We start from the raw sequence: 24,896 nt of genomic DNA, 5'->3' as shown, positions 1-24,896 counted from the left end.
AGCGCATGGCCCGACCGCGAGGGGGCTGTCCATGCGGGTGGGTGCGCCACCGCCGGCCGGACCGTTGACGGCCCCTCCTTGTCCGCCGGGCGCGCTCGCCGCGAGGCGCGCCCTGGCACCCGGGCCGCTCAGCGGCGTCTGCGCTCCGCGGTCTCGGGCCGCCTCGGGGCTAGGGGGCGGCGCTCTGAACCGGGCGCTGAGCCGAAGCGGACGCCGCGCGCTCCCCCGCTGTCGGCGACAGCGCGACGAAGGCCGACGTCAGGAAGAGGTAGGAGCCGAGGCCGACGGCGAGGGGGAAGATGAACTGCATCGCCGAGGCCCCGGGCAGGACCTCCCCGGAGGGCGTGACGCGCACGCCCACCGCGAACATCCCGGTGTAGTGCATGCTGCTGACGGCGGCGCCCATGATCAGGGAGGCGATGGTGACCGCCACGGGCGACTTGATGTTGAGGGCAGCCCACAGGGCCGCCGTGGCGGCGACGACGGCGATCAGCACGGAGAGCGCTACGAGCAGCGGGTCGTAGGTTACGTCGCCGTGCAGCCGGACGGCCGCCATGCCCAGGTAGTGCATGCTCGCGACACCGAGGCCGGTGGTGAGCCCGCCGACCAGCAGGGCGCGGCCGCGGTCCTTGCCGTAGCCGACGGCGAAGACACCGGCGCAGACGACGACCATGGCGACGAGCAGGCTCAGCAGTGTGAGCGGCACGTCGTAGCGGATGTCGGTGCCGGTGACGCCGAAACCGAGCATGGCCACGAAGTGCATGGTCCAGATGCCGGTGCCGATCGCCGAGGCGGCGGTGACGAGCCAGTTGCGGCGCGAGCGCCCGGTGGTGGCGAGCGCGCGGACAGTGCAGCGCAGTCCGAGCGCGGCGCCTGTGCAGGCCATCACGTACGACAGTGCGGGGGTCAGCCACCCCAGGGCTGCGTGGTCCAGGTGTCCCATGGCCCCGGGACGCTAGACCCGGCACCGACACACGAAGGGGGCGCATTTCGAAAGGTGTTGGAATATGACCCAAGGGTGTACCGGAACGATCGGGTCACGCTCGAACGTGTGCGCTGAGGCGTCATCCGTGCCGGTGAGGAATCATGCGGTACATGAGCGACGAGCAGACGCGTGTCCAGGAGTTCTTCACCGCCCGCGCCGCCGACTGGGACAGCCGCTTCCCCGACGACGGTCCGGCTTACGCGGCCGCGGTCGCCGAGCTCGGACTGCGTACCGGCGACCGGGTGCTGGACGCGGGGTGCGGCACCGGACGCGCCCTGCCGCCCTGCGAGCCGCCGTCGGGCCATCGGGAGTGGTCCTGGGGGCCGATCTGACGCCGGCCATGTTGCGGGAGGCCGTGCGGGCCGGACGGGACCGTGACGGGCAGTTGCTGCTCACGGACGTCGCCGCGCTGCCCCTGCGCTCGCGGTCGCTGGACGCCGTGTTCGGGGCGGGCCTCGTCTCGCACCTCGGGAGCCCGGCCGAGGACCTGCGGGAGCTGGCACGCGTGGTGCGCCCCGGAGGGGTGCTGGCGCTGTTCCACCCGATCGGCAGGGCGGCTCTCGCGGCACGCCACGGCCGCGCGCTGACCCCGGACGATCTGCGTGCCGAACCCAACCTCCGCCCGCTGCTGGCCGGTTCGGGATGGCACCTGACGTCGTACGTCGACGAGGAGTCCCGTTTCCTGGCACTCGCCGTACGCCAGGACTGAGCCACCGCGTCGCCACGCCCTGGGCCGCGCCGGGTCACCCCGCCCGGGCATCCGGCGCGGCGTGCCGCACCGGGCAGCCCCGGACGCCCGGGACCGGGCGGGTGCCCAGGTCGGCGATCCGGTAGCCGTACGGGTAGCCCTTGATCTCCCGGTTCTGGCGGGCGAAGTGCGGGGTACGCCGGGGCGGCAGCAGGCGGACGGCGCGGCCTCGGAGCCGGACGGCGCGCCGCACCCACGCGCGCGTGGTGGCGCTCGGCGGCGTGTAGCGGAAGGCGTGCAGCAGCGAGTCGTCGAGCAGCGCGAGGGTCGTGGTGCGCAGCAGGGGCGCGAGGGGGCCGGGGTACCAGGAGGCCATCAGGCGGAGCGTGGCGTCCGAGACGCGCCGGGCGTCCTCGTCCCAGGCGAAGTGAGCGGCCTCGTACGAGTCGAGGCAGCTCTCGAACTCCTCGTAGGTCTCGGGGATCTCCTTGATTCCCATGTGCCGGCCCAGCGTGCGGTAGTGGACCACACTGGCGACGATCTCGTGGCGTGACATCCTGCGCCAGCCATAGGCGTCGATCCACCGCTTGGGCATCACGACGAACGTGCAGAGCACGTAGCGCATGTCGTCGTCGCTGATGTCGTAGCTGCGGTGCATCTGATTGATGCGGCGGATCGCTGTCCTGCCCTGATCACTGCCGAAACCGTGCTCGACGATGGCGTCCAGCAGCAGCGAGGTGTCGTCGTAGCGCTTCTGCGTCCGGTCCGTGAGCTCTGCCGTGCGCGCGAGCAGCCTGCCGATGCCGGGTACGGCGTACGTGCGGTAGAGAGCCAGCTCCAGGGCGCGTGTGAAGTCCCAGGGGAACTCGTAGGCGACGCTGAGCCGGTAGATCTCCGTGGCCTCCTCGTACGGGTCCATCCGCCGGATCTGTTCGAGCCGTGAGAAGCGCTTCACCGCTCCGTCCCCCTTCTGCCACAGGTTCGGTAACTTTACGTTGGTGACCGGGAGATGAACGACCGGGCACGGCAGAGGCAGGGGGAAGGTGGTCAGCATGTGGGGCAGGTTCCGCAAAGCCGGGGGAAAAGTCGCCGATGTCTTGCGCACGGAGCCGAAAGCCGGTGGGGACAAGCGTCCGCACAATCTTTTCGAGGCGGCGGCGACCTATGTCACGGCCTCCGCGGAGAACCAGCCGGAGCGGGCCGACGAAGCGGCCGGCTGGGTGTCGCCGGAGGCGCTGTCGTTCGGCGTGAACGAGCTGGCCTGCCGGGCCGTGGTCGCGCTGGCCCGTGAGCGCGGTCAGTCGCCGGAGACCGTGGCCCGCGGGTTGCTGGGGCTGCCGGTGGCATGAGGTGCGCCTCCAGGACGGCCGATTCGCCCCGTCCGCCGGAAAGCTGCAGCTCCGAGTGCGCCTGCGAGGCCGTGACAAGGGGCTTGCGGGCGCATTAGGGTGCGCGCCGGTGGACGAACCGATGGGGAGGCTGGGATGGCCGGGACGGACGAGGAAGCCGTCGCCGCCGCGGACGATGCGCTCTATGTGCTCACGGCGGTGCTTTTGACGCCGGCGAAGTTCCCGAGCGTGCTGGGCGACGACTACCCCGAGGCATGCGCGGCGCTCGGCCTCGCGCCGCTGGCCGACGGGTACGGGCTGGTGCTCGGCCAGGACGGCGAGGGCGCCCGGTGGACGGTGGCCATCGACGACGTCTCGCTGGTGGCCGTCGCGATCGCGTCCTGGGACTGCGGCATGGAGTACGAACTGTCGCCCGACGAGCGCACGGTCGTCGCGGCCCTGCCCGGGTGGCCTCTCGCGGTCGCCGTCGCGGCCCCCGGGGTGCCCGCACCGCACGATCCGGGTCCGGAGGCCGACGACCGGCCCCCGCTGGCCCCGCCGGACACCGGTGTCTGGGGGCCCGCCCAGCGGCGTCTGGGCGCGGACGAGATCGCACTGCAGTGGGCCACATGGCGGGAGCAGGTCGACGACACGGCGTTCCGGACGCCGGAGTCCCCCGAGGCCCCCGGACCCCAGGAAGACGAGGGTGGCGCGACCGACGGTCCGGACGGGAGGGGGGCGGCCGACGGACCTGAGGCACTCGGGGGGAACGCGCAGACGGGTGGCCACAGCGGCATCCGGCGCGTTCTCGCGGAGGCCCGCTCCTACATCGACTCGCCGCCGCCGCTGGGCCGGGTCCGGTCGTCCTTCGCCTCGGGTGACGCCCGGACCCTGCGGGCCGACGGTCCGGGCTGGTCGCTCGTCGCGAGGACCGACGACATCGCGTTCCTACTGCTCGACGAGGAGCCCGGCGAGGTCCTGCCGGTGGGCAGGGGGCCGGAACTGCCGGGTCTCCTCGAGGCACTGGACAAGATGGCCGTACGGCCGAACTGAGCCGGTGCGGCCGGGCCCCCCTGCGGTGCCCGGCCGGGGCGTGCGGAGCCGGGGCCTCAGCGGCCGAGTTCCTTGCGGGTGGCGCGCCGCAGCCTGCGCCGCTGCGATGGGTCGAGTGTGAGGTACGCGGCGGCCGGGACTCCCAGGATGATCAGGAGCGATGCCCACCAGGGCAGCCAGATCAGCAGGATGAGCCCGACCGCCACACCGCCCGCGGCGATCTTGGCGTTCTTCGACATGTCTGTCGCCTCCTTCGCGGCCACTGCCGCTCTCTGTCTCGAAAACGGACCCGCTTCCACGGCGGTTCCGGACCGCGACCCTGAGACATCCCTGAGGTGCGCCCCCGACGCACCCCTGAGACCTCTATGGTGACCCAGCTCACAGCGCAGCCATACCCATGCGTGCCGAAAGTGTTGTACTCTCGGCGGCTCCGCTCTCACTAGTCAAATTTGAGGACTACGTCATAGCCGAGCATCAGAATCACCCGGCACCCTCCGACGACGACTCCGAACTGGCCCTCTGCCGCTCCGTGTTCCTGCCCGGGGATCCCGCACGCACCGGCAGCGTCGCCTTCTGGCGGCCCGACGGCGCTCCCCCTCCGGCGATGGCGTCCGCGTCCGTCACGGACCTGACGGTCGCCGTGCCTCACGACAGTGGGGTCGAGGAGATGAGCCTGCCCGCCGTCCTGGTACCGGTTCGCACGGCCTTGCCGGTCCTCACGCGCGCGCGTGCCGACGGGCAGGGCCACCGATCCACCGTCTTCTGGGGCGCGGCCGCCCTGCACGCCCTGCACCTCGTGGCCCGCGGACTGCTGTTGCCGGGGCTGTCCGCGGGAGACCACGACGCCTGGCGCACGGGTCCGCTGCGCGCCCAGGACATCGAGGCCGTGCGCCGCCTCGCCGCCGCGATGCCCCCCGAGGCGCACGCCGTGCCCCTGGGAAGCCCCGGGCCGACGCGGTTGCCCGACCCGGAGCAGCTCCTGCGCGCCTTCCTCGACGCGGTGGCCGACTCCCTGCCCCGCTCCCCCGCCGCGCCACTGGTGACGGGCGGCCCCGCCTACGCCTCGCCCGATCCCGTGCGGTTGCCCGAGCAGCGCGCCTGGGCCGCCGATGTCGCCGCGGGCCACGACGCGGGGGTCCGGTTGTCGCTGAGGATCGAGGTGGACGGGCTCATCGACTCGGCGGACGACGGCGCGGGGGTGACGTTCCGGGCCGTGCCGCAGGTGCACAGCGTCAGCGATCCGGCGCTGGTCGCGGACGCCGCGGACGTCTGGGCCGGGTCCCAGGGCGAGGCCTTCGGCCCACGCGCTCGGATGGACGCGCTGCTCGCCCTGCGCCGTGCGGCCCGGGCCTGGGCCCCGCTCACGCCTCTGCTGTCGGCGACCGTGCCGGACGCGGCCGAACTCGCCGACGAGGAGGTCACCGAGCTTCTCGGAGCGGGTGCCCGGGCGCTGAGCGCGGCCGGGGTCGATGTGCACTGGCCGAAGGGACTGTCCCGTGAGCTCAGCACGCGCGCGGAGGTGGGGCCAGGCCACGGCGAGCCGGAGTCCGGCGCGCCCCTCGCGGCCATGCCGTCGTTCCTGTCGGCCGACGCACTGCTCGCCTTCACCTGGTCCTTCGCCCTGGGTGACAGGCGACTGGACCGGGAGGAGCTGGACCGTCTCGCCGAAGCGAAGCGCCCGGTGGTACGGCTGCGCGACCAGTGGGTCCTGATCGACCCTCAGGAGGCGCGCCTGGCCCGCTCCCGTCAGGACCGCCGGGTGACGCCGGTGGACGCCCTGGGTGCGGCCCTGACGGGCTGGGCGGAGGTGGAGGGCCGCCGGGTCGAGGTACGGCCCACCGGGTGGCTGGCGGATCTGCGGGAGCGGCTCGCGAGCCCCGAGGCGCAGCAGCCCGTGGAGCAGCCCGTCGCCCTCGCCGCCACCCTGCGGGACTACCAGCGGCGAGGCCTGAACTGGCTCGCGAGTATGACGTCGCTCGGCTTGGGCTGCTGTCTCGCCGACGACATGGGACTCGGCAAGACGATCACGCTCATCGCCCTCCACCTGCACCGCCAGTCCGACGCACGGTCCGCCGGGCCCACCCTGGTGGTCTGCCCGACGTCCCTGATGGGCAACTGGCAGCGCGAGATCGAACGGTTCGCCCCCGGCACACCGGTGCGGCGCTTCCACGGGACTCGGCGCGGTCTGGACGACCTGGCCGACGGGGAGTTCGTGCTCACCACGTACGGCACGATGCGCCTGGACGCGTCCCGGCTCGCCGGGGTGCCGTGGGGCATGCTCGTGGCGGACGAGGCCCAGCACGTGAAGAACCCGTACTCCTCGACCGCGCGCGAACTGCGTTCCATCGGCGCACGTGCGCGCGTGGCGCTCACCGGCACTCCGGTGGAGAACAACCTGTCGGAGCTGTGGGCGATCCTCGACTGGACGACTCCGGGGCTGCTGGGCCGGCTCGGAGCATTCCGCCGACGGTACGCGGAGGCCGTGGAGGGCGGCCAGGACCCGGCCGCGGCCGACCGGCTGGCCCGGCTCGTACGGCCGTTCCTGCTGCGTCGCCGCAAGTCGGATCCTGGGATCGCGCCCGAGTTGCCGCCGAAGACCGAGACCGATCGGGCCGTGTCGCTCACCCAGGAGCAGGTGGCCCTGTACGAAGCGGTGGTACGGGAGGCGCTCGCGGAGATCTCCGGCGCCGGCAGCATGGCGCGGCGGGGCCTGATCGTGAAGCTGCTGACCGGGCTCAAGCAGATCTGCAACCATCCGGCGCAGTACCTCAAGGAGGAGCGCCCCGTGATCGCCGGGCGCTCCGGGAAGCTGGAGCTGCTGGACGAGCTGCTCGACACGATCCTCGCCGAGGAGGCGGGCGTGCTGGTCTTCACCCAGTACGTACAGATGGCCCGTCTCCTGGAACGGCATCTCGCCGCCCGCGGCACACCCTCGCTGTTCCTCCACGGAGGGACACCCGTCGCCGCGCGTGAAGCCATGGTGCGGCGCTTCCAGGACGGCGAGATCCCGGTGTTCCTGCTGTCGTTGAAGGCGGCGGGCACCGGACTGAACCTCACCCGGGCCGAGCACGTCGTGCATTACGACCGCTGGTGGAACCCGGCCGTCGAGGCGCAGGCCACGGACCGCGCGTACCGCATCGGACAGACCCGGCCCGTGCAGGTGCACCGGATCATCGCGGAGGGAACGATCGAGGATCGCATCGCCGACCTGCTGCTGCGCAAGCGGGAGCTGGCGGACGCGGTCCTGGGGGCGGGCGAGGCGGCGCTCACGGAACTGACGGACGCGGAACTGGCGGATCTGGTCGAACTGCGAGGAGGCCTGCGATGACACGGCACGAGGGCGACACGGAACGCACCTTCGCCGCACTGCCGCCCGCGCACGGGAAGGGCTTCGCGGAGACCTGGTGGGGCCGGGCCTGGCTGCAGGCTCTCGAAGGCACGGCGCTGGACTCGGCGCAGCTCAAGGCGGGCCGGCGGCTCGCCCGCTCGGGTGCGGTCGGCGCGGTGTCGGTGCGCCCGGGGCGACTCACGGCCGTCGTACAGGACCGCGACCGTACGGCGCACCGGGCCGACGTCCTGCTGGAAGAGCTCTCGCCCGAACGATGGGACCGCTTCCTGGACATGGCGGCGGAGCGGGCCGGTCATGTGGCGGCGCTGCTGGACCGGGAGATGCCGCCGCACCTGGTCGAGGACGCCGGGGATGCGGGCATCGACCTGCTGCCGGGACTGGGCGATCTGGAGCCGGAGTGCGACTGCGGGGCCTGGGACCACTGCGGGCACACGGCGGCACTCTGCTACCAGGTGGCACGCTTGCTGGACCAGGACCCCTTCGTGCTGCTGCTGATGCGGGGGCGTACCGAGAGCACGGTGCTGGAAGATCTCCAGAGGCGCAGCGGCGCGTCCGCCGCGCAGGCGTCGGCGCCGGAGGGCGTGGACGCGGCCGAGGCGTACGCGGCCGGTGACATCCTGCCGCCGCTGCCGCCGCTGCCCGCACTGCCAGGCGAACCGGGGGCACCGCCGTCCCTCGACACCGAGACGCCGCCCGCCTCCGGCCTCGACCCCGTCGCGCTGGAGTTTCTGGCCGCTCGGACGGCCGTACGGGCCCACGGCCTGCTCAGGGAGGCGCTTCGGGGTGGCTTCCCCGCGGAGCTGCCGCCGGCGCAGGACGCGGTACGGCTGGCCGCGGGCGATCCCGGGCGGGATGTGGCCGGCCGGCTCGCCGACGGGTCGGGGCGCGGCCGTGAGGGGCTGGCTACGGCCGTGCGCGCCTGGCGTCACGGCGGGACGGCCGCTCTGTCCGTCCTCGACGAGGAGTGGCGCGTGGAGGGCGAGACGCTCGCACGCGCGCGAGCCGCCCTGGACTCGGCCTGGGACCCCGGTGAACGACCGGAACTGCGGGCACGGGGCAACCGGTGGACGGTCGTCGGGGCGCCGGTCCAGCTCCGCCTGGGCCGGGACGGCCGCTGGTGGCCCTACCGCAAGGAAGGTGGCCGCTGGCAGCCCGCCGGAGGCGCCGCCCAGGATCCGGCGACGGCCCTGGCCTCGGTGACGGCCCCGGCTTCGGCGGAACTCGCGCCGAGAGAAGAAATCTCCCCGTAGGGGGTCGACCCGGAACAAGCACGCCCGGTCGAAACCTTCGAGGGGACAGGCTGGCGCAGATGTCAGGGCAGTAGCTCGCCGGGGTCCAGGGACGGGATCAGCGATTCGAGGCCGCTCGGCAGATCACTCGGCAGATCGCTCGGCAGCCGGGTCGGGAAACCCGACGGCAGCCTGGTCGGCAGCTCGCTCGGCAGTCTGGTGGGCAGCTCCGTGGGGAGGGTGTAGGACGGGGCGGGTGAGCGAGTCGTGCTCTCGCCGGACGGACCCTGGTCCGACGAGTCGCCCCGGCCCGAGGCCATGAGCACCACGAGAGACACGGCTGCCACGGCCACGAGCGCGGCGAGCAGGATGAACAGCGGATTCCGGCGCCGGGGAGGTCCGGGCGGGTGGGGCGGTACGGGCGGCAGGGCCATACCGACCAGCCTCGCCGCGCACCGCTCACGCCGGGAGGGGCGTACGGAAGCTGATACGGACTCATGGCGTGGATCGCACGATTCCGCGGTACGACCGGGCCCGTCGACCGGCCGGAGTGACCGGTCGACGGGCCCGCACGCGCGCGTGGCTCAGCCACGCGCCCCCAGCAGGTGATCCATCGCCAGCTGGTCCAGGTGCTCGAACGCCATGCCGCGCGCGGCAGCCGCTTCCACGTCGAACGCCTCGAACGCGGACCGGTCGGCGAGCAGCGCCTGGAGGCCGTCCGCGGCGGTGGGCTGGGCCAGCTCGTCCAGACGGGCCGCGCGCAGCGCCTCCTGAACCTCCGGGTCGGCACGGAAGGCGGCGGCGCGCTCCTTGAGGATGAGGTAGTTGCGCATGCAGCCGGCCGCCGACGCCCAGACGCCGTCGAGGTCCTCGGTGCGCGGCGGCTTGAAGTCGAAGTGGCGGGGTCCGGCGTAGCCCGCCGACTCCAGCAGGTCGACCAGCCAGAACGCGGCGCGCAGGTCGCCGGCGCCGAAGCGCAGGTCCTGGTCGTACTTGATGCCGGACTGGCCGTTGAGGTCGATGTGGAACAGCTTGCCCGCCCACAGTGCCTGCGCGATGCCGTGCGGGAAGTTCAGCCCGGCCATCTGCTCGTGCCCGACCTCGGGGTTCACGCCGTACAGCTCCGGGCGCTCCAGGCGCTCGATGAACGCCAGGGCGTGGCCGACGGTGGGCAGCAGGATGTCGCCGCGCGGCTCGTTCGGTTTGGGCTCGATCGCGAAGCGCAGGTCGTAGCCCTGGGAGGTGACGTACTCGCCGAGCAGGTCGAAGGCCTCCTTCATCCGGTCCAGGGCCGCGCGGACGTCCTTGGCGGCACCGGACTCGGCACCCTCACGGCCGCCCCAGGCCACGTACACCTGGGCGCCGAGCTCGACAGCGAGGTCGATGTTGCGGATGGTCTTGCGCAGGGCGTAGCGGCGCACGTCGCGATCGTTGGCGGTGAACGCGCCGTCCTTGAAGACGGGGTGCGTGAAGAGGTTGGTGGTCGCCATCGGGACCTTCATGCCCGTGGCGTCCAGCGCCTGCCGGAAGCGCTTGACGTGGTTCTCGCGCTCGGTGTCGCTCGAGCCGAACGGGATGAGGTCGTCGTCGTGGAAGGTGACGCCGTGGGCGCCCAGCTCGGCCAGGCGCTGCACCGTCTCGACCGGGTCGAGGGCACGCCGCGTGGCGTCGCCGAAGGGATCCCGTCCCTGCCAGCCGACGGTCCACAGGCCGAAGGTGAACCTGTCCTCGGGGGTGGGCTGGAAGCTCATTCCGCGGCTCCTTGCTCGCTGAGGCTATTTCGTCATGCCGATTTACAAATTAGTATGCGAGCACCTCTCTGGGAAGAGACGAGGTGCCTCCGAACGGAGACACCTGCCGCGCGCAGTAGGGAGAAGCCCGATGTCAGCAGCCGAGGGTCCGCTCGTCGTCGGTGTGGACTCGTCCACCCAGTCCACCAAGGCGCTGGTCGTCGACGCGTCCACCGGCCGGGTGGTCGCGAGCGGTCAGGCGCCGCACACGGTGTCCTCCGGAGCCGGGCGCGAGACCGATCCACGCCAGTGGTGGGACGCGCTGTGCGAGGCCCTGGGCCAGTGCGGGGAGGCGGCTCACGAGGCCGCCGCGGTGTCGGTGGGCGGGCAGCAGCACGGCCTCGTCACACTGGACGGCCATGGCGAGCCGGTGCGGCCCGCCCTGCTGTGGAACGACGTGCGTTCGGCCCCTCAGGCCCGGCGGCTGACGGAGGAGCTGGGTGGAGCGAAGTTCTGGGCCGAACGCACCGGAAGCGTCCCCGCGGCCTCCTTCACGGTCACCAAGTGGGCCTGGCTGGCCGAGCACGAGCCGGAGGCGGTACGCGCCACGAAGGCCGTGCGCCTCCCCCACGACTACCTCACCGAGCGGCTCACCGGGCAGGGCACGACCGACCGCGGCGATGTCTCCGGGACGGGCTGGTGGGCCTCCGGGACCGAGGCCTACGACGAGGAGATCCTGGCGCACGTGGGGCTCGACCCGGCTCTGCTGCCGCACGTGGTCCGGCCCGGCGAGATCGCGGGCACGGTGCGCGACAGCCACGACCTGCCGTTCTCCAAGGGCACGCTGGTCGCGCCCGGCACCGGCGACAACGCCGCCGCGGCGCTGGGCCTGGGGGTGCGTCCCGGTGTCGCGGTGATGAGCCTCGGCACCTCGGGCACGGTGTACGCGGTGTCGCAGCGGCGGCCCGCCGACCCGAGCGGCACGGTGGCGGGTTTCGCCGACGCCCGCGGCGACTGGCTGCCACTGGCCTGCACCCTCAACTGCACGCTTGCCGTCGACCGCGTGGCGGCGCTGCTGGGCCTGGACCGTGAAGCCGTCGAGCCCGGCACGGCCGTGACGCTCCTGCCCTACCTGGACGGTGAACGCACCCCGAACCTGCCGAACGCCTCCGGCCTGCTGCACGGCCTGCGTCACGACACGACCGCGGGCCAACTGCTCCAGGCCGCATACGACGGTGCCGTGCACTCCCTGCTCGGGGCGCTCGACCTGGTCCTCGACGAGGACGCGGACCCGTCGGAACCGTTGCTGCTGATCGGCGGCGGCGCCCGGGGCACCGCCTGGCAGCAGACCGTGCGGCGGCTGTCGGGGCGCCCGGTACAGGTGCCCGAGGCCAGGGAACTGGTCGCGCTCGGCGCCGCGGCTCAGGCGGCGGGACTGCTGACCGGGGAGGATCCGGCGGCGGTCGCGCGCCGCTGGGACACGGCGGCCGGGCCGGTGCTCGAGGCCGTCGAGCGGGACCAGGAGACGCTGGCCAGGATCGCCGGGGTACTCTCCGACGCGGCTCCGCTGCTGGAGCGGCCCACGGACACCCACTGAGGACTGGCGTCAGGCATGACCGCACCGCTGCACGAGGCCCGTCCCGCAGGGCCGGGACGCGCCCTGCCCGACACCCAGCAGGGCATGCGCCGCCGCAACCTCTCCCGCGTCCTGCACACCGTCCGCGCCGAGGGGCCGCTGTCCCGGGCCGCCGTCGCCTCGCGGATCGGCCTGACCCGGGCGGCGGTCTCGACGCTCGTCGACGAGCTCGTCCGCTCGGGGCTCCTCGAAGAGCTGGGGCCCGAGCGGCCCGGCCGGGTGGGACGGCCCGGTTCCGCGCTCGCCGTGAGCGGACGCGGTCCGGCCGGCATCGGCGCGGAGGTGGGCGTCGACCATCTCGCGGCCTGTGCCGTCGACCTGCGCGGCACGACCCGGTCGCGGGCGATACGGCAGGGAGCGAACCGCGGCCGCTCCCCTCAGCCCGTGCTCGCGGAGCTCACCGACCTGATCCGGCAGGTCGTCGACGAGGCGCAGGGCGAGGGCCTGTATCCGGCCGGACTCGCCGTGGCCGTGCCGGGTCTGGTGGCGCGCGACGCCCGGACCGTCGTGCGCGCCCCGAACCTCGGCTGGCTCGACACGGACCTCGGCCCGCTGCTGCCCGCGGACATCCCGCTGACCGTGGACAACGAGGCCAACTTCGGTGCCCTCGCCGAGCTCTGGCTGGGTGACGGCACCCCCGGCGACTTCCTGCACGTCTCGGCGGAGATCGGTATCGGCGCGGCGGTCGTGGTGGACGGCGGGCTGCTGCGCGGAACGCGTGGTTTCGCGGGCGAGTTGGGGCACGTGCCGGTCCAGCCGGACGGGCCGGAGTGCGCCTGCGGCGGGCGGGGCTGCCTGGAGCAGTACGCCGGTGAGGAGGCCGTGCTGCGTGCGGCCGGTCTGGAACCCGGCGAGGACAGGGTCGGGCTGCTCGCGGGGCGCGCCGCGCAGGGCGACGAGGAGGTACGGCGTGCCCTGCGCGACGCCGGTACGGCGCTGGGCGTGGCCCTGACCGGGGCGGTCAACCTGCTCGACCCGGAGAGCGTGGTCCTGGGCGGCGAACTGTCCGGGCTCGCGCCCTGGCTGCTGCCCTCGCTGCAGGACGAACTCGCACGCCGGACGGCAGGCCCCGCCTGCCCCGTGTCCGTGTCGCGGCTGGGCCCTCAGGGGCCACTGCTGGGAGCCGCCCATTCGGTGATCCGGGCGGTGCTGGACGACCCGGCGGCGTTCGCCGGACAGGCCTGAAGCCGCGCGTCGCCACCGGTCACGGGCAAGGCTCCTCCTGCCCTGACCACCCGGCCGGGTGAGGGAGTTGTCCACAACAGGGGGTCCGTCCACCGAATCTCGCCGCTCTCTCCGGGCCGGCCGCCAGGCGCCGTAACTTGATCACGCGGGCCGCGACCGCAACGGCCGCAGCTCCGCGCAGTTGCGCACCAGACACCCTCCTGTCGAGCCGGAAGGCACCCACCCATGCCACAGAGCACCCTTTTCCCCAGCAGGCGGCACATCCTCGCGGGCGCCGCCCTCACCGCCCTCCCCTCCGGCCTGCTCTCCGGCACCCGGGCCCACGCCCGGCCCCACGTCGTCGATCACCCCGGAGCGGCGTGGCAACCGGCGAGCCGCAGCAACTACACGCCGTCCAACCGCCCACGGGCCCATCCACTGCACTACGTGATCATCCACGTGGCGCAGACGACCTACGCCGGCGCCCTGTCCGTCTTCCGCAACCCGGGGAGGAGGGTGTCCGCGCACTACGTCGTGCGTTCCTCCGACGGGCGGGTCGCACAGTGCGTGCGGGAGTCCGACATCGCCTGGCACGCGGGAAACTGGGACTACAACACCCGCAGCATCGGCATCGAGCACGAAGGCTGGGTGAGCCGGCCCGGGTACTTCACCGACGTCATGTACGAGCGCTCGGCCCGGCTGACCGCGGCGATCTGCCGGAGGTACGGCATCCCGAGGAATCGCGAGCACATCATCGGCCATCACGAGGTCCCGGGCAGCGACCACACCGACCCGGGCCGGCACTGGGACTGGAAGCGCTACCTCAGACTCGTCAAGTCCGCCTGATTCCCCCTCGTCAAGTCCGCCCGGAATCCCGGCAGCTGCTCCGGCCATCCACCTCACGTCCCGGTTACAAATCGCTCAACCTCTGGTTGCGGACCGGTAAGCAGGCGACGATGGGGCCATGACTCTGGCCCAGCGCGCCATGGAGCGCCTGCAGGCCTGGCCCGACCTCAAGGCGGGCCCGGCGAGTTGCGGTACCGGAAGGGCTCTCCGTTCCGTCCGTGACGAGATAGTCCACTTCCACTCCTCACGGGACGTGGATCTTCACCTCACCCGCCGGGCCATACAACGCTTCCACTACGACCTCGCCGGTTCGAGCGCGATCCACCTGCTGCCCGGATCGTGCTGGGTGACGGTCCACCTCGACTGCGAGGCGGACGTCGATCTGCTGCTGAGTCTGACGAGCATCGCCCTCAAGGCTCACCAGACCCCGCCGGCCGACGACGACGGACCGCGGCTCGCCACGTGCAACTACCACCGGGTCACGGTGCTGCCGCGTGACGCCGTGGCGGGTGGCTGAGCCTTGGGGGAAGAACCGGAGGTGGTCAACGCCGAGGCGTGGGACGCGTACGGAGCTCACCATCTGCGACGGGGCACGGTGCCGCCCGAGGCGGCCCGGATCGACTGGGGGTTCGCGGGCGGCGGGCCCGGGAGCGAGGTTCTCGGGGAGCTGACGGGCCGGCGGGTGCTGGACCTCGGCTGCGGTCCGGCCCGGCACGCCGCCCATCTGGTGAGGGCCCACGGGGCGCTGGTGGACGCGGTCGACGCGTCGGCCGGGCAGTACGAGCGGGCCCGTGCCCGCTACGGCTCACTGCCCGGGCTGCGGCTGGTCCTCGCGGACGCGGTGGAACATCTGCTCACGGCCGAGCCGTACGACGTCGTCTATTCCGTCAACGCCGTCCCGTACATCGATCCGCACCGGCTGCTGCCCGTCCTGGCCGGAGCGCTCAAGCCGGGTGGCAGGTTCTGCTTCACGGTGCTGCACACCAACAGCCGGGGTGACGGGCCGTCGGACCGGGTCGCCGCCCGGCCGGAGATCCTGCGGCTGGCGGAGGGCGGGGAAGTCACCGTCCATATGTGGGTGCTCGCCCCGGAGCTCTGGACGGCGCTGCTGACCGAGTACGGGCTGCGTGTGGAGGGGATCGACGTCCTCGACACTCCGGAGGACGGCAACCGGGCCTCCTACCGGCTGTTCCGGGTGACCCGGCCGGTCCGGGTGTCCTCCCGGCCACGCGTCGACAAACCGCCGCCCGTGCACGCCGCGCTCGGCGTGGGTGCCGTCCTGTACGGGCCGCGCGGTCTGCTGCTGGGCAGGCACCGGCGCGGGACGTGGGAGCTGCCCGGCGGGACGGTGGAGCCCGGGGAGTCGTTGCAGGAGACGGTCGTGCGCGAGCTCGGCGAGGAGACGGGGCTCGTGGCGCGGCCCGGGGACGTCCGGCTGCTCGGGACGCTGCTGGACGACGCGGGAGGTGTCGTCCGTATGACCGTGGCCGCCCGGGTCACCGCCTGGCGGGGCGACCCGTCTGACCAGCCCGGGGAGAGCGTGGGCCGCTGGCGGTGGTTCGCCCTGGACCGGCTGCCGGAGCAGCTGTTCGTGTGCAGCGCGCAGGCCCTCACCCTGTGGCGGCCCGGGCTGCCGATCGACCACACGCCGGCGCATGTCACGCCGTTCGACACCGGAACGGGTGAGAGCTGAGGCACCCAGAGGGGTGCGTTTTTTCAGCCGTTCCCGCGTAGTGCGCGCTCAGCCGCCCTGCCGGACCGCGCCGTCTGGTGCACTGCCTCTGAGGGTCCCGACAGTTGACGAGGCATCAGGGGGCACGGTGGCAGGTCGTCGCAGGCGACGGGGAGCAGGCAGAGCGGTACTGGCGTTTGTCACGGCGTTCGGCGCACTGGTCGGTGCGGGACTGGCGGGGGCGGCTCCGGCCGGTGCCGTCCAGAAGGGCGGACGGGTCGCGCCGGGTGTGACGTACGAGGAGTTCGACATCGAGGCGGCGAGGGGGGTGACGCACGCACATGTGCTGAGGGTCGACCTGGGCAACCCCGGGGTAAGGGTCGATCTGCTGTACCCGGGGGCCGTGGCCGCCCGTGCGCGGGTCTCGGCGATGGCGGACACCCAGGGCGCGGTCGCCGGTGTGAACGGCGACTTCTTCAACATCACCGAGACGCAGCATCCAGGCGTGGAGGCGACCGGCGCGAGTGTGGGCCCGGCGATCGCGGCCGGGCGAACGCTGAAGGCGGCCGTGCCGAAGGGGCAGCGTTTTGGGCCGGAGCTGCCGCCCGGCACGACCACCGAGGACGTCTTCGGCGTCGGCGCCGACGGGCGGGCCCGGCTGGACCGGCTGGCGCTGGCCGGTTCGGTCCGTACGGCCGGGGCGCGACTGCCGCTCGGTGGGCTCAATCAGTACGCGCTGCCGGTGGGTTCGGTCGGTGCGTTCACCTCCGAGTGGGGCAGCGTGTCGCGGGTGCGCGCCACCTGCGGCACCGACACGGATCGTGCCGCCCCGTGCAGCACGGACACCTACGAGGTGACGGTCCGCGACGGCATGGTCGTCTCGGCCGCCGACACTCCGGGCAGCGGCCCGATCGCCGCGGGGACCACCGTGCTGGTCGGTCGGGAGGCGGGCGCCCAGCAGCTGCGCAAGTTCTCCACCGGCGAACCGGTCGAGGTCGAGCACAGCCTCGTGGCGGCGGACGGCGTCGCGTACCGGCTCGCCCTCGGCGGCTACCCGGTGCTCTCGGACGGACAGCCGTTGCCGGGGCTGGACGACACGGCCTCGGCCGTCCGTACGGCCGTGGGGATCGCCGACGACGGGCGCCGTGTACTGCTGCTCGCGCTGGACGGCGCCGCCGCCTACCGCAGCGGTCTGACGATCGCCGAAGTCGCCGCCACCATGCGGAAGCTGGGGGCACAGGACGCGTTCAGCCTGGACGGTGGCGGATCGTCAACGCTGGTCGCGCGGAAGCCGGGCGCGAGCGCGGTCTCCGTGCGCAATCACCCCAGCGGCGGCGCCGAACGCCTTGTCCCGAACGGCATCGGCGTGTTCTCGGGCTGAGCTCAGGGCCGCAGACCGCTGACGATCTCCGCCGTCGCCGTGATGCCGCTGTGGATGGTGGGGGCGATGCTGGTGCTGGCGAGATAGAAGCCGAGCAGCAGGCAGACCAGCGCGTGGGAGACCTTCAGCCCGCCGTTGCGCAGGAAGATCACCGCAAGGATCGCGAGCAGCAGCACCACAGAGATGGAAATGGCCATCGTCAACTCCTCCGCCACGCCGCCATGTCCGGTTCACGGCGTTCGGCCGCAAGTGTGGCGTAGCGGAGGGTTCGTTCGGGCGGCTGACCTGTCCGCCGAACGTGTGGTGTCCTGCTGTCGCTCCAAGAGGTCATCTCATGTGGTGTGTCTGCGGTAGCAGATGAGGGTGCAGGCGATGCCGGCGAAGGCCAGGAGGTGTTCGGCTTTGCGTTCGCAGCGGCGGAGGAGGCCGGCTGCATCCGGCGAGCCAGGGCATGGTGCGTTCGATCGTCCAGCGGTGGCTGCCCAGCCGCGTGGAGGACCGCCGCCCTGAGGAGGCGGCCGAGGCTGCGGCCGCAGCGCACGTGACTCTCTGTCTGGTTGCTCCTGCTCGAGAGCGTGAGGACATCTCAGGAGGCTGGACGGAGGATCCTGATTTCCATCAGGGCTGAAATAAGAGCCGTCTTCTCATCATCACTCAGGTCACCGGGCAGCTCTCTGACGTAGAAGGCGCCGGTATGGGCGATGAATGTCAGCGCATCCTCGGCAAGCCTGTTGACGGAAAACAGAGTTTCACCGCTCGGAGTCAGCAGGTCCACCATGTCCAAGTCTGCCCGGACTCTGACTGACCCAACACTGTCATTGATGACCCGCCGACGGATCGTGACAGTCTCTGCGTCCAGCCAGATGTTCGGCAACTGCAGACCGTAGAGCTCCTTGTAACGATCCGCGAAGAGCATGAATGATGTTGCGGTCGCCGGCTTCTCTCGGCCGTCCGTCGGAGAATTGCTCGGACTGTGAGGCATATACCTACCGAAATATTTATGACAAAACTCCATGTACTGCCGAGTGAAGAGGATGAATTGATGCCATGCTTCGTCGACGCGCAGGGAGTACATAGGCCACGGCGTTCCACCGCTCACGCTTACGAGTACGAGGTATCGTTTGACTTCTTCAAAAAGCGCTTGACCTTCCTCCGGCGTGTCTACGATATGATCTTTGACTAGCTTCTCGATAACAAATGGAGCCTCGTAGGACAGGGCGCCGAAAACCTGCCGTGAGTCCGATGCGACCTCAATCTGACGCGCATGCATAATCATCACCAATTTTCACGTACAGGCCAGTCTCCACCAGAGCGTCTGCAATGTGCAGGCGCTCTTCCGGAGATAGATTTCCCGGCATATCATCGATTGTGAACTTTTGCTCCTTGGAAACAAAGGCGATCGCCTCGCACCCGAGGCTGTCGACAGCTAGTTCCTCGAACGAGCCACTCGGAGTCTCCGCACAGAGAACCGCCATCCCGGCGTCGAGGCGGTAACTCAGCTCAAGGTCCGTGTGCACACGTTCCAGTGCAAACCCGTGTCGGGTCGGATTGCCAGACTCAGGCATCTCGGTCATGAAGCCACCGAGAGCGGCACATTTATCCGAAAGGGACGAGGCTTTCGCACTGTTCAGGGAAGGAAGCATATTGCCGATGGCGCGAAGGCGCCTTACCCGTCGCCGCGTTTCAATGACCTTTCGGTAGACGTGGTCGCTGTTCGTCCGGTCGAGTCCCGCCTTCCCCATGAGGCCGGGTAGGGGATCGCCGCATCCATCGCCCGGGTCCTCGCCGTCCCTCGGGCTGGTCATATGGAAAGAAAGCGACCAGCGCGACGAATTATTGATCGGAGCATGGATGCTTGGTTTGTAGATGTAGCCGACTTTCCCGGCGGAGGCGGGAAAGCGATTCTTGGGAACCAACTCTCGACGAGAATAAGATTCCTCGCGGTCGTAGGTCACCACCTCGAGTTGATTGCGGCAGACTGCAGTAATCGTCCAAGCTGTGTGCTCGTGTGGCCCTGGCGAGCCTCCCGGGGACCAGTACCCAAAAGCGAATCGAATCCCGAGCCCCGGCATTGTGAAGAACGGCACCAATCCCGGCCGCAAGTCATTTCTCTCGATCAGCTGCAATTCCAACTGAAGGCAGCTCGCGAGGAAGTCGTCATCGAGGACGGCATCCTGGATACTCGATCTCGCAGCGAGAACGGCTCGGAGTTCCGGGTGGTCCCGCTCGCCGTCCGAGGGGAACTCGAGTGCCTGCAGTGCTGTACACAGATCGTCGAATCTCACCGCAGCGGAACCCAGCAGGACGACGTGCACACATCGCAGGGCGGCGAATAGCAGGGCTCGCAATTCGAGGTGCATACATCGCGTTCTCGAACGTGCATGCGGAGTCTTCCCTTTCTGGATTCTCGCATCTCACCCTTCAGGGGACCGTTCGAGGGTTCTGATTCCTCGACTCGATTGATGAGGACTTCGGCATCCTTCTTGACCCAGAGAATCACGCCTCCGAAAGGGGAATGCGGCGCCTCGGCGTGGTGCAGGATGTCAGCCTCCGGGATCTCCACCTTGTCAGACAGGCGGTCGAGACGCTGGTAGATGACAACAGTGGCGTCATCGTCCGACGGGCCGACGAATCCCCGAATAATCCTTACATTGTTCCCCACGTCTTTCTCGATGAGCGTGGCCACCAATGGGTTCACTGGAATCTTGGAATGTGAGTAGCCTGTGCTGGCCATGCCGATCTCCCGGGAAGTCGAAGGTGGGGACGCTGCGATTGTGCAACGGATGCTCTGGGATTCAGAACCGCCGCGCCAGACAAGATCGGCCACATGGCCCTAACAGCTCATTTCAATTGCTGAGCGGAGGCTGAGAAGAGCGCTGGCCGGACAGTGTCCGCAATGGTTGAATGCCGCCGTGGAGAGCATCTGGACGCCAGCGCATCAAGCGGTGGAGGACGAGGACGCAGGGGCTTTGGCTCAGTTGCTGGCCAAGGGAGTCGACCCCGACGAGGTGTGCGGCAACATGACGCTCCTGATGCACGCCATTGACGTGGAAGGTGACGGTGCCTTGCAGTGCGGTGACCCGCTGACGGCGCATACCACCGCTGTGCTTTTGGCCTTCGGTGCCGACCCGCAACTGCCAGGACCTGACGGGCAAACGCCCATGGACCTCGCCGTTCACTACGGCCATGACCTTGCGGTCGAGTTGTTGCTCGGGCACATGCCGGATACCGCGCGCCGATAAGCATCGTCGCAGGTGGGCATGCAGACGCCGTCGGCACGGCGAGGGCCCCAGCCCCGGAGATTCCGACAGGAAGGGGCAGGCCGTTCCGGTCGGTGATCAGGTGGAACTGCGAGTCGTTTGTGCCCCGGTCGACAGGATTGGGACCTGTCAGGCCCCCCACAACTCGTCCGGCACAGCCGCTCAGCGATCCCCACGACAGGCCACAGGCCTATCCAGCCAGATGAGACGACTTCTGAGCCGCCCGCCGGGCGTCGAGGAACGCCTCCAGGCCGGCGAGGTCGTCGGTGTTGAGGTGGTCGACGCCGGCGGTGAGCAGTTCGCCCCACACCGCGTCGCGGGCGGGTCCGGGCAGGTCCGGGGTGGCCCAGAACCGCACCCGCTGACCGCGCTTGTGGGCGGCCTCGGTGATGCCCCGCAGCTTCTGGCGCTCGGCGTCGGGGAACGGACCCACGCCCTGCCAGGTGAAGTTCAGCGCCCAGTTGTCGCTGATCAGCGGGATGAAGGAAGCGGGCGCCGGGCTGCCCAGGTCGGCGAGGCGGCCGTCGTAGAAGGCGCGCCGGACGGTCTGGGCCTCCATGGGCGCCCGGGCGGCGCGGTCGCCGGAGATCACGGCGGTGACCGGACCGCGGTGGACCCGGCCGTGGGTGTACGTGGTGAACAGGTGCCGGTGGCGCCGGAGGCGGCGGTCGAGTGCGCGGTACGTCGAGGCGCCCTCGGTCTTGATGTCAATGAGCAGTTGCAGCGATCCGCGGTATCCCCGGTACACCGAGCCGTGGTGGGCCCGGACGCGGGCGGCGAGCGGGCCGAGGTAGAGGGACTCGAGGGTGCGCGACGGGTCGAGGTCATCCGGGTCGTGGGCGACGAGGAGCTGGTCGCCCACGAGGTAGATGTCGGCCTCGACGCTGCCGAAGCGGTGGTCGAGGGCGTCGAACAGCGGGCGGGGGTGCTCGTAGTCGTTGTGCGCGTGGGCGCGCCACAGCGGGCGGGGACGGTGCGTGCGTTCGTCCGCCGGTGCGGGGGCGGCGGGCAGTGCGATCGAGCCCGTGAGGGCTGCGCAGAGGGTGGTGAGGGCCGTGCGACGGGTGGTGAGGGCCATGCTCTGCCTCCCTGAAGATGCCGTACGGGGACCCTGCGAGTATGGGGTCCGCACAGCTCAAGGAGCAGGCCTGCGCACGGAGTTGGCCGGACTGCCGCCACGGGTTCACTTCCCCGGGCCGGCGTGCACGGACAGGCCCGCCCCTGGTGGGACGGGCCTGTCCGGATTCCCTCGGCAGTTCCCGAAGTTGGAAAGAGCAACGTCAGGGGGCCTGGAGGTCGACCAGTGCGGCGAGCGCCTCCCGGTGGGCACCCGGCGTGCCGTAGGCGATCGAGTCGGCCTTGGCGCGCTTGAGGTACAGGTGCACGGGGTGCTCCCACGTCATGCCGATCCCGCCGTGCAGTTGCAGGGCCTCCTCGGCGGCACGCACGGCCACGGGTGCCGCGTAGGCCTGGGCGACGGTGACGGCCACGTCGACGTCCTCGCCGTTCGCCAGGGCGTCGGCGGCGTTGCGGGCGGCCGCGCGGGTGTTGACGACCTCCAGCCACAGCTGGGCCAGCCGGTGCTTGACGGCCTGGAAGCCGCCGACGGGCCGGTTGAACTGCTTGCGTTCCTTGAGGTAGCGGACGGTCTCCGTCAGCGTCCACTCGGCCAGCCCGAACTGCTCGGAGGCGAGCAGCCCGGCGCCGGCGCGCAGGGCGCGGCGTACGGCGGGTTCGGCGTCGCCCAGCAGCCGGCCCGGCACTCCGTCGAGGGTGACGGTCGCGAGCGGCCGGGTCAGGTCCAGGGAGGTGTGGGGCGTGACGGTCGCGGCGGTGGCGTCGACCGCGTACAGACCGCCGTCGTCGGCCGGCACGAGCAGCACGTCCGCGACGGCGGCGTCCGCGATGCCGGTGAGTTCGCCCTGCAGCAGCCCGTCCTCGTGCCGGACGACCCGGTAGGCGGCGCCCGGCACGGCGTTCAGGGCGACCGCGAGGGCGCCGATCGTCGCCCCCGTCGCGAGGTCGCGGAGCAGGTCCTCGGTGCCGCAGGCCAGCAGGGCCTCGGTGGCGACGACCGCGCTCGTCAGGTACGGCACGGGCGCGACCGCGCGGCCCAGTTCCTCCAGCACCACGGCGGCCTCGCGGTGGGTGGCGCCCTGGCCGTCGAGCTCCTCGGGCACCAGCAGGCCGGCCAGGCCCATGCCGTCGGTGAGGGCCTTCCACAGGGCCAGGTGGTGGGGGGTGTCCGACTCGGTGCGGGCGATGACGCCCGGGGCGTCGCAGTGGTCGGTCAGCAGGTCGCGGACGGCGGCGCGCAGCGCCTCTTCCTCTTCCGAGTACAACAGGTCGCGCTCGTTCTTCACCGGGCCAGGTCCTTCCATGCGACGTCCTTGTCGGTGCGCGGCTCGGCGGGCAGGCCGAGGACCCGCTCGGCGACGATGTTCAGCAGGACCTCGCTGGTCCCGCCCTCGATGCTGTTGCCCTTGGAGCGCAGGTAGCGGTAGCCGGCGTCACGGCCGGTGAAGTCGACCAGCTCCGGGCGCCGCATGGTCCAGTCGTCGTAGAGCAGGCCCTCCTCGCCGAGGAGTTCCACCTCCAGGCCGCTGATCTCCTGGTTGAGGCGGGCGAAGGCCAGCTTCATGCCGGCGCCCTCGGGGCCGGGCTGGCCCGCGACGAGCTGCTGACGCAGCCGCTCCGCGGTGAGGCGGGAGACCTCGGATTCCACCCACAGCTTCAGCAGCCGCTGGTGCAGGTCGTGGGTGCGCAACTCGGGCCGCTCGCGCCAGGTCTTCGAGATCGGGCCGATCATGCCGCCCTCGCGGGGCAGCCGCATACCGCCGATGGCCACGCGCTCGTTGTTCAGGGTGGTCTGCGCGACTTTCCAGCCCTCGCCGACCGCGCCGAGGCGGCGCGTGTCCGGGATGCGGACGTCGGTGAGGAACACCTCGTTGAACTCGGCCTCGCCGGTGATCTGCCGCAGCGGCCGCACCTCGACACCCGGGTCCGTCATGTCGCACACGAAGTACGTGATGCCCCGGTGCTTGGGCACCTCCGGGTCGGTGCGCGCGATGAGGATCGCCCAGCGCGCCACATGGGCACTGGACGTCCATACCTTCTGCCCGTTGACGACCCAGGCTCCCCCACTCTCGGCTTCGTTCGAGCGGGAGGGGCCCCCGTCCTCCCGTACGGCCCGGGTGCCCAGCGCGGCCAGGTCGGACCCGGCCCCGGGCTCGCTGAAGAGCTGGCACCAGACCTCCTCACCCGTCCACAGGGGCCTGAGGAAGCGCCGCTTCTGCTCCTCGGTGCCGTACTGAAGGATCGTCGGCGCGGCCATGCCGAGGCCGATGCCGATGCGCCGGGGGTCGTTGTCGGGCGCCCCGGCCGCGGTCAGCTCGGCGTCCACGACGGCCTGCAGGGAGCGGGGAGCACCGAGCCCGCCGAGGCCCTCCGGGTAGTGAACCCAGGCGAGTCCCGCGTCGAAGCGGGCCCGCAGGAAGTCCAGGCGGTCGGTGGAGGCGGGCGGATGGGCGGCCAGCAACCCCCGGGTACGGGTGCGCAGTTCCTCGGCGTCGGTCATGCCGCCTCCTCCATGACGACCGCGATCCGGCCGGTGGTCACACCGTCCGCCACCTTCTGTACGGCGTCCGCCGCCCCAGCGAGCGGCACGCGTTCGCTCACCAACGGCTTGATCGCGCCGCGGGCGGCCAGCTCGGTGAGCTGCTCGTGGCAGTGCTGGACCAGCTTGGGGTTCTTGGTGTTGTACAGGCCCCAGTGCAGGCCGAGGATCGAGTAGTTCTTCACCAGGGCGTGGTTCAGGCCGGGGCTGGGGATCGTGCCGCTCGCGAAGCCGACGACGACGATCCGCCCCTCGAAGGCGACGACCTTGGCGGACTGCGCGTAGGCCTCGCCGCCGACCGGGTCGTAGATGACGTCGGCGCCCCGGCCGCCGGTGGCCTCCTTGACGGCGGCGACGACGTCCTCGGACCGCCGGTCGATCACGACGTCACAACCCAGCTCTCGGGCGACGGCCGCCTTCCCGGGGCCGCCGACGACACCGATGACGGTGGCGCCGGCGGCCTTCCCGAGCTGCACGGCCGCGCTGCCGACCCCTCCGGCGGCAGCGTGGACGAGCAGGGTCTCGCCGGCCTCCAGACCGGCCCGGCGGTGCAGACCGAACCAGCCGGTCTGGTAGCCGATGTGCAGGGCCGCGGCCTCGGCGTCGTCGAGGGCGTCGGGCGCGGGCAGGAGCGCGGCGGCGTCCGCGACTGCGTACTCGGCGAAACCGCCGTGGGGCAGCGCCGGGTTGGCGATGACGCGGCGGCCGTCCTCGGTCTCGCCGCAGATCTCCACGCCCGGAGTGAACGGCAGCGGCGGCCTGACCTGGTAGTGGCCGCGGCAGAGCAGGGCGTCCGGGAAGTTGATGTTGGCCGCGCGTACCTTCAGCAGGACCTGGCCGTCACCGGGGGTGGGCGGCTCCACGTCCTGGAGCCGCATCACCTCGCCCGGCTCGCCGTTCTCGTGCACTTGCCATGCCTGCATGCGGGGCCTCCACGGGGGACTGCTGTGTCTGACCGG

At 71.3% G+C, this 24,896-nt stretch carries 24 protein-coding genes and 1 pseudogene; 12 read left to right on the top strand and 13 right to left on the bottom strand.

Annotated elements, in window-relative coordinates; translation table 11 throughout:
* Positions 1-169: 169 nt before the first annotated feature.
* Positions 170-943 (bottom strand): MHYT domain-containing protein, encoded by a 774-nt coding sequence (locus ACFY5B_RS26230; RefSeq protein WP_389973261.1) that lies wholly within the window; start codon positions 941-943, stop codon positions 170-172.
* A 152-nt stretch (positions 944-1,095) separates the two neighbouring features.
* Here ACFY5B_RS26230 and ACFY5B_RS26225 point away from each other — a divergent pair.
* Positions 1,096-1,694 (top strand): annotated as a pseudogene (locus ACFY5B_RS26225) (class I SAM-dependent methyltransferase).
* Positions 1,695-1,728: 34 nt separating this feature from the next.
* Here the strand turns inward: ACFY5B_RS26225 and ACFY5B_RS26220 are convergent.
* Entirely contained in the window at positions 1,729-2,628 is a 900-nt protein-coding gene (locus ACFY5B_RS26220; protein ID WP_389973258.1) for an oxygenase MpaB family protein, read from the bottom strand.
* A 97-nt stretch (positions 2,629-2,725) separates the two neighbouring features.
* On the opposite strand from ACFY5B_RS26220, the gene ACFY5B_RS26215 reads away from it, so the two are divergent.
* Entirely contained in the window at positions 2,726-3,022 is a 297-nt protein-coding gene (locus ACFY5B_RS26215; protein WP_389973255.1) for a hypothetical protein, read from the top strand.
* A gap of 135 nt (positions 3,023-3,157) precedes the next feature.
* Positions 3,158-4,054, top strand: a complete 897-nt coding sequence (locus ACFY5B_RS26210; RefSeq protein ID WP_389973252.1) for a hypothetical protein — start codon at positions 3,158-3,160, stop codon at positions 4,052-4,054.
* Between the two features lie 56 nt (positions 4,055-4,110).
* On the opposite strand, the gene ACFY5B_RS26205 is transcribed toward ACFY5B_RS26210, so the two are convergent.
* Complete coding sequence (locus ACFY5B_RS26205) at positions 4,111-4,293, bottom strand: hypothetical protein (RefSeq protein ID WP_010040978.1); 183 nt, start codon at positions 4,291-4,293, stop codon at positions 4,111-4,113.
* A gap of 365 nt (positions 4,294-4,658) precedes the next feature.
* Between ACFY5B_RS26205 and ACFY5B_RS26200 the strand changes: the two genes are divergently transcribed.
* Both ACFY5B_RS26200 and ACFY5B_RS26195 read left to right on the top strand, forming a co-directional pair.
* Positions 4,659-7,382, top strand: coding sequence for a DEAD/DEAH box helicase (locus ACFY5B_RS26200; RefSeq protein WP_389973249.1), 2,724 nt, complete (start codon positions 4,659-4,661; stop codon positions 7,380-7,382).
* Positions 7,379-8,653: an SWF or SNF family helicase gene (locus tag ACFY5B_RS26195; RefSeq protein WP_389973246.1), complete on the top strand. Its 1,275-nt coding sequence runs from the start codon at positions 7,379-7,381 to the stop codon at positions 8,651-8,653. The genes ACFY5B_RS26200 and ACFY5B_RS26195 overlap by 4 nt, the downstream gene beginning before the upstream one ends.
* 62 nt (positions 8,654-8,715) lie before the next feature.
* Here ACFY5B_RS26195 and ACFY5B_RS26190 read toward each other — a convergent pair whose 3' ends face one another.
* Positions 8,716-9,066 (bottom strand): hypothetical protein, encoded by a 351-nt coding sequence (locus tag ACFY5B_RS26190; RefSeq protein WP_389973243.1) that lies wholly within the window; start codon positions 9,064-9,066, stop codon positions 8,716-8,718.
* Between the two features lie 150 nt (positions 9,067-9,216).
* Positions 9,217-10,383, bottom strand: a complete 1,167-nt coding sequence (gene xylA / locus ACFY5B_RS26185; RefSeq protein WP_389973240.1) for a xylose isomerase — start codon at positions 10,381-10,383, stop codon at positions 9,217-9,219.
* 130 nt (positions 10,384-10,513) lie between these two features.
* Here xylA and xylB point away from each other — a divergent pair, with 130 nt between their 5' ends.
* From xylB to ACFY5B_RS26155, 6 genes are all read left to right on the top strand, one after another.
* Positions 10,514-11,959 carry a xylulokinase gene (xylB, locus tag ACFY5B_RS26180; protein WP_389973237.1) on the top strand — a complete coding sequence of 482 codons (1,446 nt, stop codon included), beginning with the start codon at positions 10,514-10,516 and terminating at the stop codon, positions 11,957-11,959.
* A 15-nt stretch (positions 11,960-11,974) separates the two neighbouring features.
* Positions 11,975-13,183 (top strand): ROK family protein, encoded by a 1,209-nt coding sequence (locus tag ACFY5B_RS26175; RefSeq protein ID WP_389973234.1) that lies wholly within the window; start codon positions 11,975-11,977, stop codon positions 13,181-13,183.
* Positions 13,184-13,408: 225 nt separating this feature from the next.
* Positions 13,409-14,008: an N-acetylmuramoyl-L-alanine amidase gene (locus ACFY5B_RS26170; protein WP_389973231.1), complete on the top strand. Its 600-nt coding sequence runs from the start codon at positions 13,409-13,411 to the stop codon at positions 14,006-14,008.
* A 118-nt stretch (positions 14,009-14,126) separates the two neighbouring features.
* Complete coding sequence (locus ACFY5B_RS26165; RefSeq protein ID WP_389973228.1) at positions 14,127-14,525, top strand: luciferase family protein; 399 nt, start codon at positions 14,127-14,129, stop codon at positions 14,523-14,525.
* Between the two features lie 3 nt (positions 14,526-14,528).
* Positions 14,529-15,701, top strand: coding sequence for an NUDIX domain-containing protein (locus ACFY5B_RS26160; RefSeq protein ID WP_389973225.1), 1,173 nt, complete (start codon positions 14,529-14,531; stop codon positions 15,699-15,701).
* A gap of 127 nt (positions 15,702-15,828) precedes the next feature.
* Positions 15,829-17,061, top strand: coding sequence for a phosphodiester glycosidase family protein (locus ACFY5B_RS26155; protein WP_389973222.1), 1,233 nt, complete (start codon positions 15,829-15,831; stop codon positions 17,059-17,061).
* A 2-nt stretch (positions 17,062-17,063) separates the two neighbouring features.
* Here ACFY5B_RS26155 and ACFY5B_RS26150 read toward each other — a convergent pair whose 3' ends face one another.
* From ACFY5B_RS26150 to ACFY5B_RS26135, 4 genes are all read right to left on the bottom strand, one after another.
* Complete coding sequence (locus tag ACFY5B_RS26150; RefSeq protein WP_104782004.1) at positions 17,064-17,258, bottom strand: hypothetical protein; 195 nt, start codon at positions 17,256-17,258, stop codon at positions 17,064-17,066.
* A 389-nt stretch (positions 17,259-17,647) separates the two neighbouring features.
* Positions 17,648-18,337, bottom strand: a complete 690-nt coding sequence (locus ACFY5B_RS26145; protein ID WP_389973219.1) for a glycine-rich domain-containing protein — start codon at positions 18,335-18,337, stop codon at positions 17,648-17,650.
* Positions 18,312-19,376 carry a hypothetical protein gene (locus ACFY5B_RS26140; RefSeq protein ID WP_389973216.1) on the bottom strand — a complete coding sequence of 355 codons (1,065 nt, stop codon included), beginning with the start codon at positions 19,374-19,376 and terminating at the stop codon, positions 18,312-18,314. The genes ACFY5B_RS26145 and ACFY5B_RS26140 overlap by 26 nt, the downstream gene beginning before the upstream one ends.
* On the bottom strand, positions 19,343-19,795 hold the full coding sequence (locus tag ACFY5B_RS26135) for a hypothetical protein (RefSeq protein WP_389973213.1): 453 nt from the start codon (positions 19,793-19,795) through the stop codon (positions 19,343-19,345). Before ACFY5B_RS26135 ends, ACFY5B_RS26140 begins: the two co-directional genes overlap by 34 nt.
* Positions 19,796-19,973: 178 nt before the next feature.
* Between ACFY5B_RS26135 and ACFY5B_RS26130 the strand changes: the two genes are divergently transcribed.
* Positions 19,974-20,303: an ankyrin repeat domain-containing protein gene (locus ACFY5B_RS26130; protein WP_389973210.1), complete on the top strand. Its 330-nt coding sequence runs from the start codon at positions 19,974-19,976 to the stop codon at positions 20,301-20,303.
* A gap of 208 nt (positions 20,304-20,511) precedes the next feature.
* Here ACFY5B_RS26130 and ACFY5B_RS26125 read toward each other — a convergent pair whose 3' ends face one another.
* The 4 genes from ACFY5B_RS26125 to ACFY5B_RS26110 all read right to left on the bottom strand — a co-directional run bounded on the left by ACFY5B_RS26125 (position 20,512) and on the right by ACFY5B_RS26110 (position 24,860).
* Positions 20,512-21,399 (bottom strand): phosphatidylinositol-specific phospholipase C/glycerophosphodiester phosphodiesterase family protein, encoded by an 888-nt coding sequence (locus ACFY5B_RS26125; protein ID WP_389973207.1) that lies wholly within the window; start codon positions 21,397-21,399, stop codon positions 20,512-20,514.
* 202 nt (positions 21,400-21,601) lie between these two features.
* Positions 21,602-22,702, bottom strand: coding sequence for an acyl-CoA dehydrogenase family protein (locus tag ACFY5B_RS26120; RefSeq protein WP_389973204.1), 1,101 nt, complete (start codon positions 22,700-22,702; stop codon positions 21,602-21,604).
* A complete protein-coding gene (locus tag ACFY5B_RS26115) occupies positions 22,681-23,898 on the bottom strand; it encodes an acyl-CoA dehydrogenase family protein (protein WP_389973201.1) in 1,218 nt (405 codons plus the stop codon). Before ACFY5B_RS26115 ends, ACFY5B_RS26120 begins: the two co-directional genes overlap by 22 nt.
* A complete protein-coding gene (locus tag ACFY5B_RS26110; protein WP_389973198.1) occupies positions 23,895-24,860 on the bottom strand; it encodes an NADPH:quinone oxidoreductase family protein in 966 nt (321 codons plus the stop codon). The genes ACFY5B_RS26115 and ACFY5B_RS26110 overlap by 4 nt, the downstream gene beginning before the upstream one ends.
* Positions 24,861-24,896 lie beyond the last annotated feature (36 nt).

The organism is Streptomyces sp. NPDC013187, from assembly GCF_042899705.1.
Classification (GTDB): Bacteria; Actinomycetota; Actinomycetes; order Streptomycetales; family Streptomycetaceae; genus Streptomyces; species Streptomyces hawaiiensis_A.
Note: the sequence above shows the minus strand (reverse complement) of the source record. Positions and strands in the feature narration are given on the sequence as shown.